General features: G+C 47.7%; 18 protein-coding genes. 5 read left to right on the top strand and 13 right to left on the bottom strand.

All coding sequences use genetic code 11. The annotated features are described in order from the left end of the window. Nucleotides 1-31: 31 nt before the first annotated feature. From MHH92_RS03510 to MHH92_RS03485, 6 genes are all read right to left on the bottom strand, one after another. A complete protein-coding gene (locus MHH92_RS03510) occupies nucleotides 32-322 on the bottom strand; it encodes a hypothetical protein (RefSeq protein ID WP_340901971.1) in 291 nt (96 codons plus the stop codon). 24 nt (nucleotides 323-346) lie between these two features. Further along, nucleotides 347-1,210, bottom strand: coding sequence for an inositol monophosphatase family protein (locus tag MHH92_RS03505; RefSeq protein ID WP_445744661.1), 864 nt, complete (start codon nucleotides 1,208-1,210; stop codon nucleotides 347-349). A gap of 107 nt (nucleotides 1,211-1,317) precedes the next feature. Beyond that, nucleotides 1,318-2,319 carry a UV DNA damage repair endonuclease UvsE gene (gene uvsE / locus MHH92_RS03500; protein WP_340901967.1) on the bottom strand — a complete coding sequence of 334 codons (1,002 nt, stop codon included), beginning with the start codon at nucleotides 2,317-2,319 and terminating at the stop codon, nucleotides 1,318-1,320. A gap of 155 nt (nucleotides 2,320-2,474) precedes the next feature. Beyond that, entirely contained in the window at nucleotides 2,475-2,798 is a 324-nt protein-coding gene (locus MHH92_RS03495) for a hypothetical protein (protein ID WP_340901965.1), read from the bottom strand. A gap of 30 nt (nucleotides 2,799-2,828) precedes the next feature. Beyond that, nucleotides 2,829-3,929 (bottom strand): D-alanine--D-alanine ligase, encoded by a 1,101-nt coding sequence (locus tag MHH92_RS03490; RefSeq protein ID WP_036614110.1) that lies wholly within the window; start codon nucleotides 3,927-3,929, stop codon nucleotides 2,829-2,831. A gap of 137 nt (nucleotides 3,930-4,066) precedes the next feature. Further along, a complete protein-coding gene (locus tag MHH92_RS03485) occupies nucleotides 4,067-5,086 on the bottom strand; it encodes an amidase domain-containing protein (protein ID WP_340901962.1) in 1,020 nt (339 codons plus the stop codon). A gap of 362 nt (nucleotides 5,087-5,448) precedes the next feature. Between MHH92_RS03485 and acnA the strand changes: the two genes are divergently transcribed. Next, the gene (acnA, locus tag MHH92_RS03480; RefSeq protein WP_076216727.1) at nucleotides 5,449-8,163 is read left to right on the top strand and encodes an aconitate hydratase AcnA; all 2,715 of its coding nucleotides are present in this window, start codon (nucleotides 5,449-5,451) and stop codon (nucleotides 8,161-8,163) included. Between the two features lie 132 nt (nucleotides 8,164-8,295). Here the strand turns inward: acnA and MHH92_RS03475 are convergent, their stop codons facing one another. The 7 genes from MHH92_RS03475 to MHH92_RS03445 all read right to left on the bottom strand — a co-directional run bounded on the left by MHH92_RS03475 (nucleotide 8,296) and on the right by MHH92_RS03445 (nucleotide 12,805). Continuing rightward, nucleotides 8,296-8,610: a hypothetical protein gene (locus MHH92_RS03475; RefSeq protein WP_047841416.1), complete on the bottom strand. Its 315-nt coding sequence runs from the start codon at nucleotides 8,608-8,610 to the stop codon at nucleotides 8,296-8,298. 32 nt (nucleotides 8,611-8,642) lie between these two features. Then, nucleotides 8,643-9,041: a hypothetical protein gene (locus MHH92_RS03470; protein WP_340901956.1), complete on the bottom strand. Its 399-nt coding sequence runs from the start codon at nucleotides 9,039-9,041 to the stop codon at nucleotides 8,643-8,645. Between the two features lie 212 nt (nucleotides 9,042-9,253). Further along, nucleotides 9,254-9,463: a hypothetical protein gene (locus MHH92_RS03465; RefSeq protein WP_036614116.1), complete on the bottom strand. Its 210-nt coding sequence runs from the start codon at nucleotides 9,461-9,463 to the stop codon at nucleotides 9,254-9,256. A gap of 13 nt (nucleotides 9,464-9,476) precedes the next feature. After that, entirely contained in the window at nucleotides 9,477-10,037 is a 561-nt protein-coding gene (locus MHH92_RS03460; RefSeq protein ID WP_340901953.1) for a VanZ family protein, read from the bottom strand. Nucleotides 10,038-10,065: 28 nt separating this feature from the next. Then, entirely contained in the window at nucleotides 10,066-10,929 is an 864-nt protein-coding gene (locus MHH92_RS03455; RefSeq protein WP_340901951.1) for a M15 family metallopeptidase, read from the bottom strand. Between the two features lie 99 nt (nucleotides 10,930-11,028). Further along, nucleotides 11,029-12,117 carry a HAMP domain-containing sensor histidine kinase gene (locus MHH92_RS03450; protein ID WP_340901948.1) on the bottom strand — a complete coding sequence of 363 codons (1,089 nt, stop codon included), beginning with the start codon at nucleotides 12,115-12,117 and terminating at the stop codon, nucleotides 11,029-11,031. After that, a complete protein-coding gene (locus MHH92_RS03445) occupies nucleotides 12,110-12,805 on the bottom strand; it encodes a response regulator transcription factor (RefSeq protein WP_211085189.1) in 696 nt (231 codons plus the stop codon). Before MHH92_RS03445 ends, MHH92_RS03450 begins: the two co-directional genes overlap by 8 nt. A gap of 84 nt (nucleotides 12,806-12,889) precedes the next feature. Here MHH92_RS03445 and MHH92_RS03440 point away from each other — a divergent pair, with 84 nt between their 5' ends. The 4 genes from MHH92_RS03440 (at nucleotide 12,890) to MHH92_RS03425 (ending at nucleotide 16,236) form a co-directional block, all read left to right on the top strand. Next, nucleotides 12,890-13,840 (top strand): helix-turn-helix transcriptional regulator, encoded by a 951-nt coding sequence (locus MHH92_RS03440; RefSeq protein WP_340019179.1) that lies wholly within the window; start codon nucleotides 12,890-12,892, stop codon nucleotides 13,838-13,840. A gap of 73 nt (nucleotides 13,841-13,913) precedes the next feature. After that, complete coding sequence (locus MHH92_RS03435; RefSeq protein ID WP_340901941.1) at nucleotides 13,914-14,732, top strand: zinc ribbon domain-containing protein; 819 nt, start codon at nucleotides 13,914-13,916, stop codon at nucleotides 14,730-14,732. Nucleotides 14,733-15,196: 464 nt separating this feature from the next. Continuing rightward, the gene (locus MHH92_RS03430; RefSeq protein ID WP_155985120.1) at nucleotides 15,197-15,364 is read left to right on the top strand and encodes a hypothetical protein; all 168 of its coding nucleotides are present in this window, start codon (nucleotides 15,197-15,199) and stop codon (nucleotides 15,362-15,364) included. 182 nt (nucleotides 15,365-15,546) lie between these two features. Next, on the top strand, nucleotides 15,547-16,236 hold the full coding sequence (locus tag MHH92_RS03425; RefSeq protein WP_340901938.1) for a hypothetical protein: 690 nt from the start codon (nucleotides 15,547-15,549) through the stop codon (nucleotides 16,234-16,236). Nucleotides 16,237-16,285 lie beyond the last annotated feature (49 nt).

Here is a 16,285-nt window from a genome sequence, read left to right as displayed (position 1 = left end):
GTGAAGCACAGCTATAACGTTCAGTGTTTAATTAAGATTGCGGCTTATCCGAGTCTTCAGCAATCGAATGACCCTTGTCGCTCTCCGGTTTGTTCCCGGTAGCTCGCTCCAGATATCGATCATAACGATCATCCAATTCACGTGCCATCTTCCGGTACTTTAACGTTTCCTCGACAATTGGATCACGTTCTGTCTGGATTCGCACTTCATATTTGGGAGGAATCAGCTGGCGTTCACGCTGATCGGTGTCGCCGGACTCTTCCATGTCCCCTTCCGTCAGCATATCACTGAGCCGTCGTTCCAGTTCTTTGGATTCATCCATTGTTTTCGCTCCTTATAATGAATTTCATTCCAAGCCGGTAGCCTTCGCTTCCTTCAGTACATCCGTCAGTGCATCATGGATTTTGCCATTGCTAGCAACAACATGGTTTACAGACAGTTGGTAAGGCGTTCCGATGGTATCGGTCACCTTGCCACCTGATTCTTCAACCAGCAGCGCACCTGCGGCAATATCCCAAGGTTTCAATCCAACTTCGGTGTAGGCGCTGAGACGTCCTGCGGCAACATACGCCAGATGGAGGGCGGCAGATCCACCTGCACGCAAGTTACGAACTTGCGGAGCAAGCGCCTGCACAGCGGCCATATTCAGTGGCAACGCAAAGGTTGTGTCTGCCGGGAATCCAACCGCAATCAGGCTCTGAGCCAGTTCCTGTTCACCAGATACAAGCATCCGGTTTCCGTGAACATATGCTCCTTTCCCTTTTTCCGCAACAAACATTTCATCACGGGAAGGGTCGTAGATCACGCCGACAATGACTTCACCATTGTGAGCCAATGCGATGGACACCGAATAAAACGGGAATCCGTGTACAAAGTTCGTCGTTCCATCCACAGGATCAACAATCCACAGGAACTCTTCTTCCTCAGCCTCTTTCAGTGCTTTTGCCGAAGCTTCCTGTCCCGGTTCAACGCCCTCTTCACCCAGAATGGCATGGTGGGGAAAATGCGTGAGAATCAGGCGGCGGATCATCTGCTCCGCTCCTTTATCCACTTCGGTCACCAGATCTTGGGGTGAATATTTGGTGCCAAGTTCAGCTACCGTCCCAAGACGGCTTTTGATCCATTCGCCAGCTTTGGAAGCTGCATTAATGGCAACGGCAGTATAGCTTTTGCTTGTCACGACATAAGGTGTCTTTTCCTTCTCATTCAAAGCGTTCACTCTACTTTCTATATCAATCTACGAAAAGTTGAAATACTTGTTAAAAGTATACGCCCCACAGGTCATAAAGTTTCTCGTTGCCCAGGCCCCTTTTGGCACTACGGATGAATGATGACGGTAGACTCGTCCACCCACTCCACACCCTCTTTGTGATAGAATGCCAGCTTCTGCATCAGTTGCACAAGAGCCTCATCCTTGCGTTTAGCCTCAATCATCACGTCAAGTCTTGGGGTGTCTGCTGCGATATGACGCAAGAAATCGAGCACAGGCTCTACCTCTACACCATCAGCATGACCTCGCAGATCCTTCTCGCTCTTTGGACTGGAGACATGGATTTTGGGTGGCAATGGCTGATCAGCCGGTGAATCTGCCTGGGCAAGCGGTGACTGCCAGGTCTTTAGAATATCAGGCCACAGATCCCATGCCTGTTCTCCTTCGTTGTTCACCCAATGGTGATGGATATCCAGTACCATGGGCAATCCCAAGCGCTGGCACACGGCAAGTGTCTCAGGCGCATTGAACGTTTTGTCATCATTTTCGAGTGTGAGCCGCTCCTGAATGTCCCGATCCAGCTTCAAAAAGTTTTCTTCAAAACGAAGCGCCGCCGAAGGCTTGTCCCCGTATGCACCACCAATATGTATATTGTTCTTGGCAGTGGCATTCAGCCCCATGGCATCCAGCATCCGAACATGATGACGAAGGTCGCGAATCGAGTTGCGCAGAACTTGCTCGCGGGGGGTACTAAGTACGGTAAAATGATCCGGATGAAAGGACACACGCATATGATTTTCCTTCACAAAATCACCAATGGCCGCAAAGTCCTGCTTCAGTGCCGGGAACGGGTCCCAGTCATTCAGGTCTTCGTGTGTTGCCAGTGGAATCAATTTGGAAGAGAAGCGATAAACATGAATATGGCTACCCTTGTTGTGCCTGAGCAAACGTAATGTATTGTGCAGGTTCTCGGCTGCAATCCGTTCGAGCTTGCGGATCGCTGCTTCCCTGTCATCGATTTTGTTAAAACTCGACATGGTCATGGTCCGGGAAGGCGAGGCGTTCTCTATAAGCACGGACATTGCCACGTAACCAAAGCGTACGAGCATGAATCTCTTCCTCTCTATTAGGGCGGAGAACCTGCACGGCATATTCAGCCGTCAGGATGTACCGTCACTGTATATAACCAAGTTTTACCCTAAAAGAGTGACCATAATCGTATTCTGGCAAATCCGTCCTTCCGACCCGCACTTACAGTCAACAACTACTCCTGTGCTTGCTCCCCAAAGAACATCTCATCTGCAAGGGTAGTCTGAATGCGTGATTCTTCCTCAGTCAATTTGCGGATGAGTTGCATCTCCACCTCAGTTACCTCTTGCCCCTGGAAGTTGATCTCCGCAATGGAAACCACGATCTTGACGATGGCTACAGCCACGTTATCCGGTGTGTATGCAATCACTTTCTGGCCGGTAGGAAATACCCGGAAGCCCTGTTTGACCATTTTGCCGCGTCCGTATTCAAGCAGTTCGAACAGCTCCTGCTCATTCTTGAACTTGCATACGGAATTGAATTCAGTCTGAAATCCCATGCATATCCCTCCTGATCTTGTGGTCGCAGGCTACGCCTGTACGCCGTTCTCGTAATTCAGTGCCTGCTTGCGGTTGTAACGCTCCAGTGCCAGCTCAATCATGCGATCCAGCAGTTCGGCATACGATACACCTGTCTCACGCCAAAGAAGTGGATACATGCTGTATGGTGTGAAACCAGGCATGGTGTTGACTTCATTAATAAGCAAGGCGCCGTCATTTTTCCGAATGAAGAAGTCCGCACGTGAAATGCCGTTACCTTCAATCGCACGGAACGCCTGCAAAGCTGCCTCGCGAATGCGATCTGCGGCCTCTGGGTCCAGTGGAGCTGGAATCAGCATCTGTGATTGACCATCAATATACTTGGCTGCATAGTCATAATACTCACCGGAGGATACGATCTCACCTGGAACGGAAGCCATGGGTTCGTCATTACCGAGGACGCTGACCTCAACTTCGCGGGCTTCAACGAACTCCTCAATGACAACCTTCGTATCATACCGAAGTGCAAACTCGACAGCTGTCTTCAGCTCATCGCGGTTACGTGCTTTGGAGATGCCTACACTGGAGCCCAGATTCGCCGGTTTGATAAAACAAGGATACCCCAGCTGGTCTTCGACCTGTACGATCATTTCGTGCTCTGTCTGCTTCCATTGTGTCGCGTTAAAATACGTAAAGGCACATTGGTCAATGCCAGCCTGTGCAAACAGCTTTTTCATGACCACTTTGTCCATGCCGCCAGCCGAAGCGAGTACACCTGCACCTACATATGGCATATCCGCCATCTCAAACATGCCCTGAATGGTGCCATCCTCTCCAAACGTACCATGCAGCAGAGGGAACATCACGTCCAGCGCTTCTGCTCCGCCATACAAACGGCCAAACAGGGCGTTCAGCGCATCCTGCGTTCCACCCGCCGATTGCTCCAGCTTCAGATCTTCAATCTGCGCGAACGGCGCATGCATGACAGGTCCTTTTTTCCACGTCCCCTGCTTGGAGATATAAAAAGGAACCAGTTCATACTTTTCATAATCAAATGCGTTTGTTACAGCAAACGCCGTTTGCAGCGACACCTCATGCTCGCCCGATTTTCCGCCGTACACGACGCCTACTTTTAATTTATCCATACTCATGTGTACCCTCCGATTATCTGTGCCTGATGCTGTCATGTTTGCATGCTCAGCACCCTTGTTATTCTGCTTGCATTATCTAGTCTTATTTTACACGGAACTGGATGTCTGCGTCACCGCATCCCGAAAATCTTTCGTCATCAAAACTCATCTGCAATATGAAAAAGCCGGTATACCGTCCGCTCCGTCCAAGCGTAAGAATCCCGGTAATCCCAAAAGCGGTGACGGCTGCTAACCGTATGTGCGTTAACAAGCGGCATACCGCCCGCATCAAACGCGGTCACAACGGTGCTGTGCTGAAATCGTCCATCTCCATCCCAATCGTAGAGAATAACATCGCCGAGCATCAGCTGCTCAGGACGCTCCACTTCTGTCGCGGTCAGACCCCAGCTGCTGCCTGACAAATAACGCTCCAGACTGTTGGAAACTGCCCAACTGTAACTCCACATTTCGGAGCCGTTCACATACCCTTTATACCACCAGCCAGCTTCTCTTCTACCAGTATAGTGGATGGGTGCGCCCCCTGCAAAGAGACATTGGGACACGTAATTGGTACAATCCACATCAAATTCCTCAAATGCCGGATTCCCCGCATTCCACCATCGATCTGCATAGGCAACCGCCAGATCTCTGCGATATGACTGTTGCCGTGAGCTTCTTCCTTGACCCAACACTTCCCGATTCAGCAGCGGCCGATTCATCGCCTGTACAAAATCAGCTTGTTGAAACGGACGCCCTTCCCCAGCAGGGCGACGCTCCGGCACTTCTCGCTCGACCCGCCCAATGGTCCATCCACCACTCTGCCGCAGAAAGGTTAACCGCTCCCGCTCAATCCGGTCCTCCCGGTGGGTGATCCCGCTCTTCTCGTAGAACAGTCTGCTGTACAATTGTACATCCACCACCGCTTCTTCCTGGCCATCCATAAGCGTGCGCACAAGCTTGGCGCTGGTCTCGCTGCGAAGAGGCACGGCGCGCCGCTTACGATACCATTCGTCCAGCCTTGCCATACGCTCTCCCCGTTCCACCACGAAGTCAGGATCGGTAACGATCCGTTCGCTGGTCTGTGGACGGTAGTCGATCTCACAGCGATTGTACTGGTTCACGTAAGTATATAAGGCACTCTTCCATTCCCGTTCCAAGCCTGTGTCCCCCTTTGGCATGAGTTCTGTCTGGAATATTTCATTGCATATATAAACTCCTACTATTCATATGAAAGGGGCTTCGGTTGTATGTACACGGCTCAGGGGGGAGATCCAAAATTCGGCAAATACAGGTACATGAGATATCTTATTCCTGCTCGCTTCACGAAAACGCCTTCATCGGTCCAAAAGCTTGCTTGATCAGGCAAAAAGACCTTTACGTACGGAGGTGAAAACGGTATACTTAAAACTAAAGTTATGATTATGAAATTACGTTTCATCTGATGAAACTAACGAACAAGAACACGGAACGATGAAGGCCTGTTCTTCACCTAAATGAACGTTTTCTTCATCTCACCGACACATCCCAAGGAGGTACATGTATGTCAGCAAAGAATCATTTCTCCGCCGCTCGCAGTCTTGAGGTTGGAGGCAAGTCTTACCGCTACTACAGTCTCGATGCTCTTCAGGAAAACGGCCACGGCGATCTTTCCAGGCTCCCTTTCTCCATTAAAGTGTTGCTTGAAGCAGCAATTCGTCAATTCGACGGACGTGCTATCACCGAAGAACATGTAAAACAACTGACCGGCTGGGCAGATGGCCGTGACAATAACAAGGAAATTCCATTCATCCCTGCACGTATCGTTCTGCAGGATTTCACCGGTGTACCGGTTGTCGTTGACCTCGCTGCAATGCGTGATACTGTGAAAAAAGCAGGTGGCGATCCAAAACAGATCAACCCGCTCGTACCCGTCGATCTCGTTATCGACCACTCCGTTATGGTTGATGCTTTTGGTACCAACGATGCACTTGATTACAATATCAAAGTTGAGTTTGAGCGTAATGAAGAGCGTTACCGCTTCTTGCGTTGGGCGCAAACGGCATTCAACAACTTCCGTGCAGTTCCACCATCCACAGGGATCGTTCACCAGGTTAACCTGGAGTATCTGGCTTCCGTGGCAGCAACCAAAACCGTGGACGGCGAGACCGTTGTATTCCCGGATTCCCTCGTAGGTACAGACTCCCACACCACCATGATCAACGGACTTGGTGTTGTTGGTTGGGGTGTTGGTGGTATTGAGGCTGAAGCAGGTATGCTGGGCCAACCGCTTTATTTTGTAACACCAGACGTTATCGGTTTCAAACTGACAGGCAGCCTGAGCGAAGGCGCAACAGCAACGGATCTGGCACTAACCGTTACCCAATTGCTTCGTAAAAAAGGCGTTGTTGGTAAATTCGTTGAGTTCTACGGACCAGGTCTTGCCAACATCGGTCTGGCTGACCGTGCAACAGTAGCCAACATGGCACCAGAATATGGCGCAACGATCGGTTTCTTCCCTGTTGATAGTGAAACATTGAACTATTTGCGTAACACTGGCCGTCCTGACGAGCAGGTAGAATTGGTTGAAGCTTATTACAAAGCTCAAGGCATGTTCCGTACTTCAAGCACCGTTGATCCTGAATTCACAGATGTGATTGAACTGGATCTCGGCTCTGTTGTACCAAGTCTTGCAGGACCAAAACGTCCACAGGATCGCATCGAGCTGACACAAATGAAAGAAAGCTTCAACAGCATCATTCGCACACCTGTAGATAAAGGCGGCTACGGTCTGAGCGATGAGAAAATCGAACAATCCGTACCTGTGAAGCATCCGGACGGTTCCAACAGTGAACTGAAGGCAGGCGCTGTTGTGATCGCGGCGATCACAAGTTGTACGAACACTTCGAATCCAAGTGTTATGGTTGGAGCGGGACTACTGGCGAAAAAAGCAGTTGAACGCGGCCTGACCAAACCAGGATATGTGAAAAGCAGTCTGACACCAGGTTCCCTTGTGGTTACCGAGTACCTGGAAAAAGCAGGTCTGATCACGTATCTCGACAAACTCGGATTCAATGTTGCGGGCTACGGTTGTGCAACATGTATCGGTAACTCCGGTCCACTGCCGGACGAAGTGAGCGAAGCTATTGCTGAGAACGATATGACCGTAGCGGCTGTATTGTCTGGTAACCGTAACTTCGAAGGCCGTGTGCATGCACAGGTTAAAGCCAACTACCTGGCATCACCACCACTCGTTGTGGCATATGCACTTGCGGGTACAGTGAATATTGACTTTGAAACCGATCCAATCGGTTATGATACGAACAATGAGCCTGTATTCCTGAAAGACCTCTGGCCTACCTCCGAGGAAATCAAGGATACCATCGCAAGTTCCCTGAACGCTCAGATGTTCCGCAACAAGTACGAGAATGTATTTACAGCCAATGAGCGTTGGAATTCAATTTCTGTACCGGAAGGTGAATTGTACGAGTGGGACCCGAACTCCACGTACATTCAGAACCCTCCGTTCTTCCAAGAGCTTGGCGACAAGTTGAACGATATCGCAGATATCCGTTCTGCGCGTGTTATGGCATTGCTTGCAGATTCCGTAACAACGGATCACATCTCGCCAGCAGGTAATATTGCACCATCCAGCCCGGCTGGACTGTACCTGAAAGAACATGGCGTAGAGCGCAAAGACTTCAACTCCTACGGTTCACGTCGTGGTAACCATGAAGTGATGATGCGTGGTACGTTTGCCAACATTCGTATTCGTAACCAGGTAGCTCCTGGTACAGAAGGCGGTATCACGAAGTACCTGCCAACGGACGAAGAAATGTCCATCTACGATGCTTCCATGAAGTATCAGGATGAAGGACAGAACCTGATCGTTATTGCTGGTAAGGAGTATGGTACAGGAAGCTCCCGTGACTGGGCGGCAAAAGGAACATTCCTGCTCGGCGTCAAAGCCGTTATCGCAGAAAGCTTCGAGCGTATTCACCGTAGTAACCTGGTCGGCATGGGCGTAATGCCATTGCAATTCCAGGAAGGTCACGGCTGGTCCAGCCTTGGTCTGAACGGACGTGAAACGTATGACATTACTGGCCTCAGCAATGATGTGAAGCCAGGACAAGAGTTGAAAGTAACCGTAACTCGTGAAGACGGTACACAGTTCGACTTCCCTGTTATCGCTCGTCTGGACAGCATGGTTGATGTGGATTACTACCATAACGGCGGTATCCTGCAAACTGTATTGCGTCAAATGATGAAAAAAGCTTAATTACATGAATCATTAATGTGATGAAGTTATACAGAAAAGCTCCCCATTACGTGCAATCAGCACGTGGCGGGGAGCTTTTTATTTAACTGTCGATATGCATCATCAATTTAATTATGAGTAGGTTCTTATCACTTAAAACTCAAAATTTAATCCAACTTCTGAATCATCAGGTGGTTCAGGAATACGATATACACCTCTGCAATTTAATTTCTCCACGTTGATCCAGTCCACAAAATCATCCGCCCCGTAACTACGAATAAAGTGAGCATATTCCGTATTTCCCTCATGATCAATAGACTCGATATACAGGGTGAATGGGTGCTTATACTCTAAGCTCTGCAAAAAATCGATAAATTCTCCTCTCCACTCGCCAATTTTTCCTGCATATTGATTGGGAACGTAATAGTAGAACACATCAAAGTGATATACAACAATTTTCATTAACATTTACAAGCCTCCTAGAACTTACAGATCACAGTTTAGAGTTTTAAGATCTCCATACCTTCTCTCAGTTGTTCCGACACAGCGGTATAGTACTCAATGCTATCCGCAAGTTCGCGTTCAGTCTTATGTATAAGATAATAGGAATATTTCTTCATCAACTCATGCTCGTTTAACTCAACAGGGAGATAAATAATCTCAACATCATTCGAATCGAAATAATGACGATATCCTCTCTCCGATTGTCCCACTTTCATGACTGTTTTTATCACCAGCAACTCATCACGTGTACAAGCTCTTATCAGATCAGTTCTTTTCTGTTCTAAATCACGCACTACTTCTTCATCGTAGTGATTATTCGTAGCTTCAGCAATTTCGGTTTCAATTTGCATAATAGCTTTCATGGTTCCTGCTAGTTCTTTAGCTAATGAATACAATGTATGTCCTCCTTTTTTTGTAAGGAATAGGTACTAACGCATCATCTCTACTCTACCTCATTTACGATGTTACTCGCAAAGTTCACTGATCCTCTCCTGAATTTGAGACCTTATGAAACACTAAAAAACTCCTCGTAAAGTGCACTCTGCACGTTACGGGGAGCTGTGGTTTCAGTATGTGTGTCCTCCGTTGCTTCAAGGCCAACTACCTTTTAATGCCCAATGTGATGTGAGGCTTGATCTAACAGTTGAATCGTGCCCATGATCAGAAATAAACACGACAGAGCAATTAACGAGCCTCCAACCCATCTAGACATGATCACTCGCTCCGCAATCTGTTTTTCCGAAGCATCCGTTACCTTGTGTGGATACACGAGAAATATTAGCCCTGCGCTAATGAACAGTACAGCCATTATAATCAAGTTCTTCTCCTCCTTACACGTGACTTTCCTTAGAATTTAACTTTTTCGTCGTCACGTGGGATTCTCCTCCCACCAACACCTTTTTCAGACCCATAGCCATAGTGAAAACAATATATCCAATCAAGCCGCCGAGTGTATTAAGCATCAGATCATCCACATCGAATATGCCCATGCCAGTCACTAACTGTGTCACTTCATAGCCCAGACTGAGCAGCAGGGACAGCAGGAGCACCTTTACTCCAGAGAATAACTTGTTGCTCGTCAACACAGGGATGAAGATGCCCAGTGGAATAAAGGCCAATATATTGCCTACCAGATGGATTGCGGTACCCGGACGATGCAATGACAGGCTGTTCCAGTCTCGTGAGATTTCCTGAAATGGTGTCAGGTTGACGGTTCGGTTATGGACCAGATCCGGTTGTTGCAAGAACGCCATCAGTCGATCCTTCACGATGCCAAAATCGACCGGGCTTCCTTTAAACAGGATCAGCTTCGTAAGTAGATATACATAGATAATGAAAACGGCAATCCAAAGGATGTAATGTTTGCTTTTCTTCTGGTTGTTGTGCTTCATGCTGCTTCTCCTCCTTTGTGTTGCCCTGTTATTTCTTTACGGTGACGATGACGCCATCCATGTTATCACCCGATATTTCAGTTTGTCCTTGCTCAGGTATGTAAACGGTTGTGTCTCGGGTGGCTCGATAATAGCGGATATGATACTCCTCACCCTCTACTTCCACAGTAATGTTCTCTTTCTCTTTAAGCATATCGAGATACTCTTCCAGTACCAGATTATTCTTATACATGACAGCACTATGCGGCAGCCCTACATATCGAAAGTGCCATGGTTCATACTGAATACCGGTGATGCGCACTTTATCCTTTGGGTAACGTAAAATAAATCCGTATTTCCATGCATTCTTTTCCAGCCAGGCACCCTCTGGTGCTTCATTCATCGCAGCCAAGCTCGAGCCGATATCCAGGGATAACCCAAGATTGTGCTCACTGTGTCCCGCAGGAAGCGCATAGTCTGAACCCTTTTCCCGATATAACTCGTCCTGCTTCGCAAAGTCCCTGTAACCGCTGCTGACGAGAAAATATCTGACTCCCTCTTCGCCTGCTGCTTCAACCATCTTCTGAAACTCCTGCGCCACCTGCCGTGATAACATGATTTTCTGATCCAGTATTCCATATCCACGAAGCAGATCATCCTCATGTGCCACATATACAATATCGGATTTAACCCCTTCCGGGTGAACGGGGTATTGCTTATCCACCAGTAACAACTTGCCCTTATGTACCTGATCCTGAATGTTTCCGGTGACGGATACGGTGTAACCTGCGGGATTCTCACGCGTATTCTGAATCTCGATGGGTAACTCATCCTTCTGCTGAATCCATCCCGGTGATTGTGTAACGATATATCCGATCACAATGATACATATCAAAAAGCCCCACTTTTTCATGCTTGTTCCTCCTTTTACCTCATACATCAAGGATAGACAACACAAGTTAAAGAAAAAGCAGGGCAATTTTAAAGTTTTTCTTAAATTTGATATCAGACCTCATTGAAATATGGGCAAACGAACTTCGAACTGCGTCCGTACCACGTCGCTCTGGGCCGAAATTATACCGTCATGCTGCTCCACAATATTGCGAGCGATAAATAGGCCGAGGCCAGTCCCACCCTCCTGAGGAGTCCGGGCACGATCTCCGGTGTAATACATATCGAAGATATGCGGCAATTCCTCCGGACGAATATGTCCACCATAGTTAATTACCTGAATGATGACCTGTTCTGCATCCCGATATCCATTAATATCTACATACATGCCATCCTTGCCATGCCGTGCAGCGTTAATTAGCAGATTCTCGAACACACGAGCCAGCAGCTCGCCATCACCGGAGACCGTAAGGTCAGTGTCTATTTTTAGACGGGCGACTAGTTGGTTCTTTTCAAATACAGGATAGAGCTCTTCGTTCATCTGCTTCAGCAGTTCGCTAAGATCCAGCCGTGTCTTGTTTATAGGCAGCATGCCATAATTCATGCGGGTTATTTCGAACAAATCATCAATCAGCTTCTCCAGACGCTGTGATTTGGTGAATGCAATCGACGTAAAGTGCCGTACCTGCTCCTCCGTTAGCTGATCATCCTTCATGAGCAGATCCAAATATCCAAGCACAGACGTCAGCGGGGTTCGCAGGTCATGCGCCAGATTGACAACAAGCTGGTCCTTACTATTTTCAGCAAAATCCCCTCGTTCCACCGCTTCCCTTAACTTCTCACTTGCCAGGTTCACATCCTCTGCAATCGTACCTAACTCGTCCTTCGAGGAGATCTGCACACGGTGCTGAAAGTCTCCATTGGCCAAATGTCTGATCCCTGTAGAAATGTCCTTGAAATACGTCGCGTAAGGCTTGGTAAACCAGAAGAAAAACAGAATGGCCAGTGGAATAAATAAAATCAGGAAGAAATAGATATCCCCGATACTTTTCATAAAATGACGATATTCAGCGAGCTGATCTTCTGCACGGACACCCGAATAATAGGCTTGCATAAGCTTATAAATCCCATAGGTAATTGCGCCAGAGGCAAGCATGCTTAACCCTAACAACATAATCATGGTTGTGCGAAAACTTCTACGTTTAGTCATTAAACGTGTACCCCACACCCCAGATCGTTTTGATAAACTTGTTCTTGTTCACATCTTCCCCCAGCTTTTTGCGCAGGGTCCGAATGTGGACCATCACGGTATTCCCGCTCTCGTAATAGGCTTCTCCCCAGACCTGTTCAAAAATATTTTCTGCACTGAACACCTGCTTGGGGTGGCTCGCGAGCAGATACAAAATGTCGAATTCCTTCGGTGTTAGTTCCACTGGTTTGCCGTAGAGTGTAACGCGATGTTGATCTGGCGTGATGATGAGCCCACCCTTCTCCAGAATGGACCTCTGAACAGGCACAGACTGGCTGAATTGCAGAGAACGACGCAACTGGGAGTTAACCCGGGCAACAAGCTCCATCGGATTAAACGGTTTGGTCATATAATCGTCCGCGCCCATCACAAGTCCCGTAATTTTGTCCATATCTGATGTTTTGGCACTCAGGAAAATGATCGGTAAATGATGCTGCTCCCGAATTTTGCGGGTCACCTCATACCCATCCATGCCAGGCATCATAATGTCCAGAATCGCCAAATCTATCGCTTGGGTCTGAACAGCTTGAACCGCCGCCTTCCCATCAAAGGCCTTAATGGTGTGATATCCTTCTTTTTGTAAATGTAAAGCAACCAGATCAGCGATCTCAACTTCATCGTCTGCGATCAGAATCGTAATTCGCTTCATTGCTTATTCCACTCCTATGTGTGATGCTCAACAATATAACATATTTGAATCCAACAGATAAACCAATGAAAGGAATCCATACATATGAAACTGGAGCGTTTATTAGCCATCGTGGTGTTGCTAATCAATCGTGGACGGGTACAAGCCAAAGACTTGGCAGATATGTTCGAAGTATCAATCCGGACCATCTATCGGGACATCGATACATTGGGTCAAGCAGGCATCCCCGTGGTGACATATCAGGGGGCAAGCGGTGGGATTGGTCTGGCAGAGGGTTACCGTCTGGATCGAAACGTATTAACAGACAAGGACCTCGCCTCCATCGTCACTGCACTGCGCAGTGTATCCACTTCCCATGCTAATGCTGCGCGAGAGCTTCTGGTCGAAAAACTCAGCAGTATCGTACCTGAATCCAAAAATGACGATTTTCAGGCCAATACCAATCGATTCATCGTTGATTATTCAACCTGGACGCATCCCGAAGCACTGAAAATCAAGCTTGAACTTATCGAACAGGGTATGGATCAATTACGCCCCGTAACCTTTACCTACTGCAGTGCGGAAGGTATCCATACTCACCGAACTGCCGACCCTCATACCATCGTACTCAAGAAGCATTCCTGGTACCTGTATGCTTTTTGTCATGAGCGGAATCAATTTCGCATGTTCAAGCTTGTGCGCATGCAAGATGTCACGCTTGCTAATGAGCACTTCGAGCGTAAAGTCATCAACCCACAGCACAGACCCTGGCAACAGGAATGGAGCCGTCCGGACAATCAAGCTAGGTTAACCTTGAAATTCCATGCTCGCGTCCGTCATATTGCGGAAGAATGGTTTGGGATCGAGAACGTCATGCCTGATGGGACTGGGTATTACATCAGCCAGGTTGCTTTTCCAGAGGATGGCTGGTTATATGGATTCATCCTGGGCTTCGGCGCGGACGTTGAAGTATTGGAACCTCAGCATATTCGGGATGAAATCTGCCGTATCGCGGAGCAAATTGTACAAAATTATATACCTCCGACTCAAACCTGACAGACAGCTGTCCAGTTCCTCCCCGTATACTTCAGATATATTCAATCTGTACATATATGAGGAGGAACTAATCATGAACGTCACTGTATGTCAAAGCTGCGGCATGCCGCTCACAACCCCTGCCCAATTCGGAACGGAAGCAGATGGAAGCACAACCCGTGAGTACTGTATCTATTGTTACAAAGAGGGCAAGTTTGAGCAGCCCGGTATGTCACTTGAAGGCATGACGGAGATGTGCACTGCCATTCTGAAGGACGAAGGCATAGATGAGGAATCCGCTCGTTCGATGCTACGTAACCAGCTTCCTTTTTTGAAACGTTGGCGCACGAATACAACGGATCAGCATGCAGAATCTCTCACTGAAACCTCTACTGCTTCTGCTAATCCTGGTCAGGTAACAACGGATCATTCGTTCTCTGCCCAGCCCGTTCGTTATGTCACGCTCCCCGGCAAACGTCTTGCCGGCGTATCCGCCCGCACAACCAACGCCATTGAAATCAGTGGCAAAGGCTGTATTCAGGGACTCTGGAACAATTATTTTGCCTCAGAGCACCTACCTGCACCTGAAGTTGTTCGCTATGGCTGTTACACGGATTACACCGATGGCATAACCGGAGAATACACCATACTGGTAGGGCATGAGGTCAGTCCGAACGAATCGTTGCCTGAGGGATTGGACGACATTTTACTCCCTCCTGCAACTTACGCCATATTCACTTCCAGAAAAGGACCGATGGCAGAGGTTGTTGGCGAAGCTTGGGGAGCCGTGTGGGCATGGGATAAACAAAGCGATCGTACGTTCACTGGGGATTTTGAATTGTATGATGAACGCAGCCTGAATCCCGAAAGTGTACAAGTGGATATATACATCGCTGTTCGCCAAAGTAGATAAAACCAACACGATACCACCTCAGACAGAATCAAAGTTTCATCGCATCCTTCTTCATATCACGTAAGCTGCCGGGTTCGCTCGGCAGTTTTTTTATATCCGGAACTACATTACCCCCTAAACAACCCGACCATGGTACCAAGTTAGTTAGCATGCTTTGCATCATTTAACCAGATAATATGCCTCATATACGGGTACCATTGACTTCCTTAAAATTGGGACTATTCACATAACAACCGATTCGATCCTCCCATATCAAACCTTTCATATTAGGTCCTTTACTCCTGAATTTCCCTAAAAACGTTTACATCTCCTTAAAACCGGGTAAAATCACTACAATCCAATTGGAATTACGCTTTAAACTCTTTTATTTCGTCTAACAAGTCACATGTACCTATATGCGCACCTGGCATGGTAACCAGTCGAAATACATAATTCATAAAAAACGCATCAAAGGAGGAACCAAGATGATCCGCATGCCTATTCAGCAAATGATCCCGTACCATCACCAATATCCGCGCAACACGGCGACCACTGCTCCTAAAAAGGAGAATGAGAACACTCAAGGTCTATCCTTTCATGAAATTCTACAGCAAAAAATGGCTAAGAAAAATACTTCTCCTTCCCTTAGATAAAAATGGACACCGGACCGACCCTAGTCGAGTCAGGTTATCAACCGTCTTTCCGCAGCTTGGCGGAAAGACGGTTATTGGCGTTGAGCAATAAACGACTGTACAGTTCTCAGTCATGTTTCTATAATGGTTTAAATATCTACGAAATCCATGACATATACGAACTGTAAAAGGGGACTTAGCACATGATCACCATTGGTTGTTTTCACGCTCATTATTCCAACATCGCCTTAGTTGAGGAGACGCTTGCTCCTTATGAAGTTGAATTGGTCCATTACGTCGATCCAGGTCTGGATCGTCTTAAACATGACGCTGACTTTTCAGAGGTCGTCATTCACAAGAAGGTAGCCCAGACGCTCCAATGGATCGCTGAGTGTCATGCCGATGCCATTCTGGTCACCTGCACCCTGTTTGCGACAGTACTGGAGCAGGAAGCCACACAGGTCCCTGTGCCTGTGATCGGCATAGATGATCCGTTATTGCAGGAGATGCGGCGAGTACCAGGAGATTACATAATAGCATTCACCAACCCGGCAACCGTTGAAGGAACGATGGCACGGTTGAATCAGGCATTACAGCAAGAGGATGAGAATGAGCAACTACACGTTGCCAAGACATCTCAGACGGAAGCGGTGTGCATCCCTGGGACATTTGAGTTGATTATGCGTGGAGATCAGCAAGGATATCTCGAAGCGGTACGTGAAGGATTACAGCAGATTGCTGAGCAGTATCCGGGTAAAACAGTAGTGGCAGCCCAACTATCTATGGCTCCCGCTGCTGCACAGGTTACAATAGATCGCGGTATTCCAATCCATACCCCGCTGGCATTGCTTGCGGCTTATTTGGAGAAGGATTTGGGCTTGGCTCGACAGTAGCTGCTGATTTGGAGTGAAATATTACAATCACTAAAAACATGTGAAAACT

This window comes from Paenibacillus sp. FSL M7-1414 (genome assembly GCF_038003195.1).
Lineage (GTDB): Bacteria > Bacillota > Bacilli > Paenibacillales > Paenibacillaceae > Paenibacillus > Paenibacillus amylolyticus.
This window is presented reverse-complemented; position numbering and strand designations above follow the sequence as displayed.

Excerpts from the sequence above, each read along its gene's own strand:
- MHH92_RS03510 (WP_340901971.1), bottom strand. The coding sequence starts at position 322 with ATGGATGAATCCAAAGAACTGGAACGACGGCTCAGTGATATGCTGACG.
- uvsE (WP_340901967.1), bottom strand. The coding sequence starts at position 2,319 with ATGCTCGTACGCTTTGGTTACGTGGCAATGTCCGTGCTTATAGAGAAC.
- MHH92_RS03495 (WP_340901965.1), bottom strand. The coding sequence starts at position 2,798 with ATGGGATTTCAGACTGAATTCAATTCCGTATGCAAGTTCAAGAATGAG.
- MHH92_RS03490 (WP_036614110.1), bottom strand. The coding sequence starts at position 3,929 with ATGAGTATGGATAAATTAAAAGTAGGCGTCGTGTACGGCGGAAAATCG.
- MHH92_RS03485 (WP_340901962.1), bottom strand. The coding sequence starts at position 5,086 with ATGCCAAAGGGGGACACAGGCTTGGAACGGGAATGGAAGAGTGCCTTA.
- acnA (WP_076216727.1), top strand. The coding sequence starts at position 5,449 with ATGTCAGCAAAGAATCATTTCTCCGCCGCTCGCAGTCTTGAGGTTGGA.
- MHH92_RS03475 (WP_047841416.1), bottom strand. The coding sequence starts at position 8,610 with ATGTTAATGAAAATTGTTGTATATCACTTTGATGTGTTCTACTATTAC.
- MHH92_RS03460 (WP_340901953.1), bottom strand. The coding sequence starts at position 10,037 with ATGAAGCACAACAACCAGAAGAAAAGCAAACATTACATCCTTTGGATT.
- MHH92_RS03455 (WP_340901951.1), bottom strand. The coding sequence starts at position 10,929 with ATGAAAAAGTGGGGCTTTTTGATATGTATCATTGTGATCGGATATATC.
- MHH92_RS03450 (WP_340901948.1), bottom strand. The coding sequence starts at position 12,117 with ATGACTAAACGTAGAAGTTTTCGCACAACCATGATTATGTTGTTAGGG.
- MHH92_RS03445 (WP_211085189.1), bottom strand. The coding sequence starts at position 12,805 with ATGAAGCGAATTACGATTCTGATCGCAGACGATGAAGTTGAGATCGCT.
- MHH92_RS03440 (WP_340019179.1), top strand. The coding sequence starts at position 12,890 with ATGAAACTGGAGCGTTTATTAGCCATCGTGGTGTTGCTAATCAATCGT.
- MHH92_RS03435 (WP_340901941.1), top strand. The coding sequence starts at position 13,914 with ATGAACGTCACTGTATGTCAAAGCTGCGGCATGCCGCTCACAACCCCT.
- MHH92_RS03430 (WP_155985120.1), top strand. The coding sequence starts at position 15,197 with ATGATCCGCATGCCTATTCAGCAAATGATCCCGTACCATCACCAATAT.
- MHH92_RS03425 (WP_340901938.1), top strand. The coding sequence starts at position 15,547 with ATGATCACCATTGGTTGTTTTCACGCTCATTATTCCAACATCGCCTTA.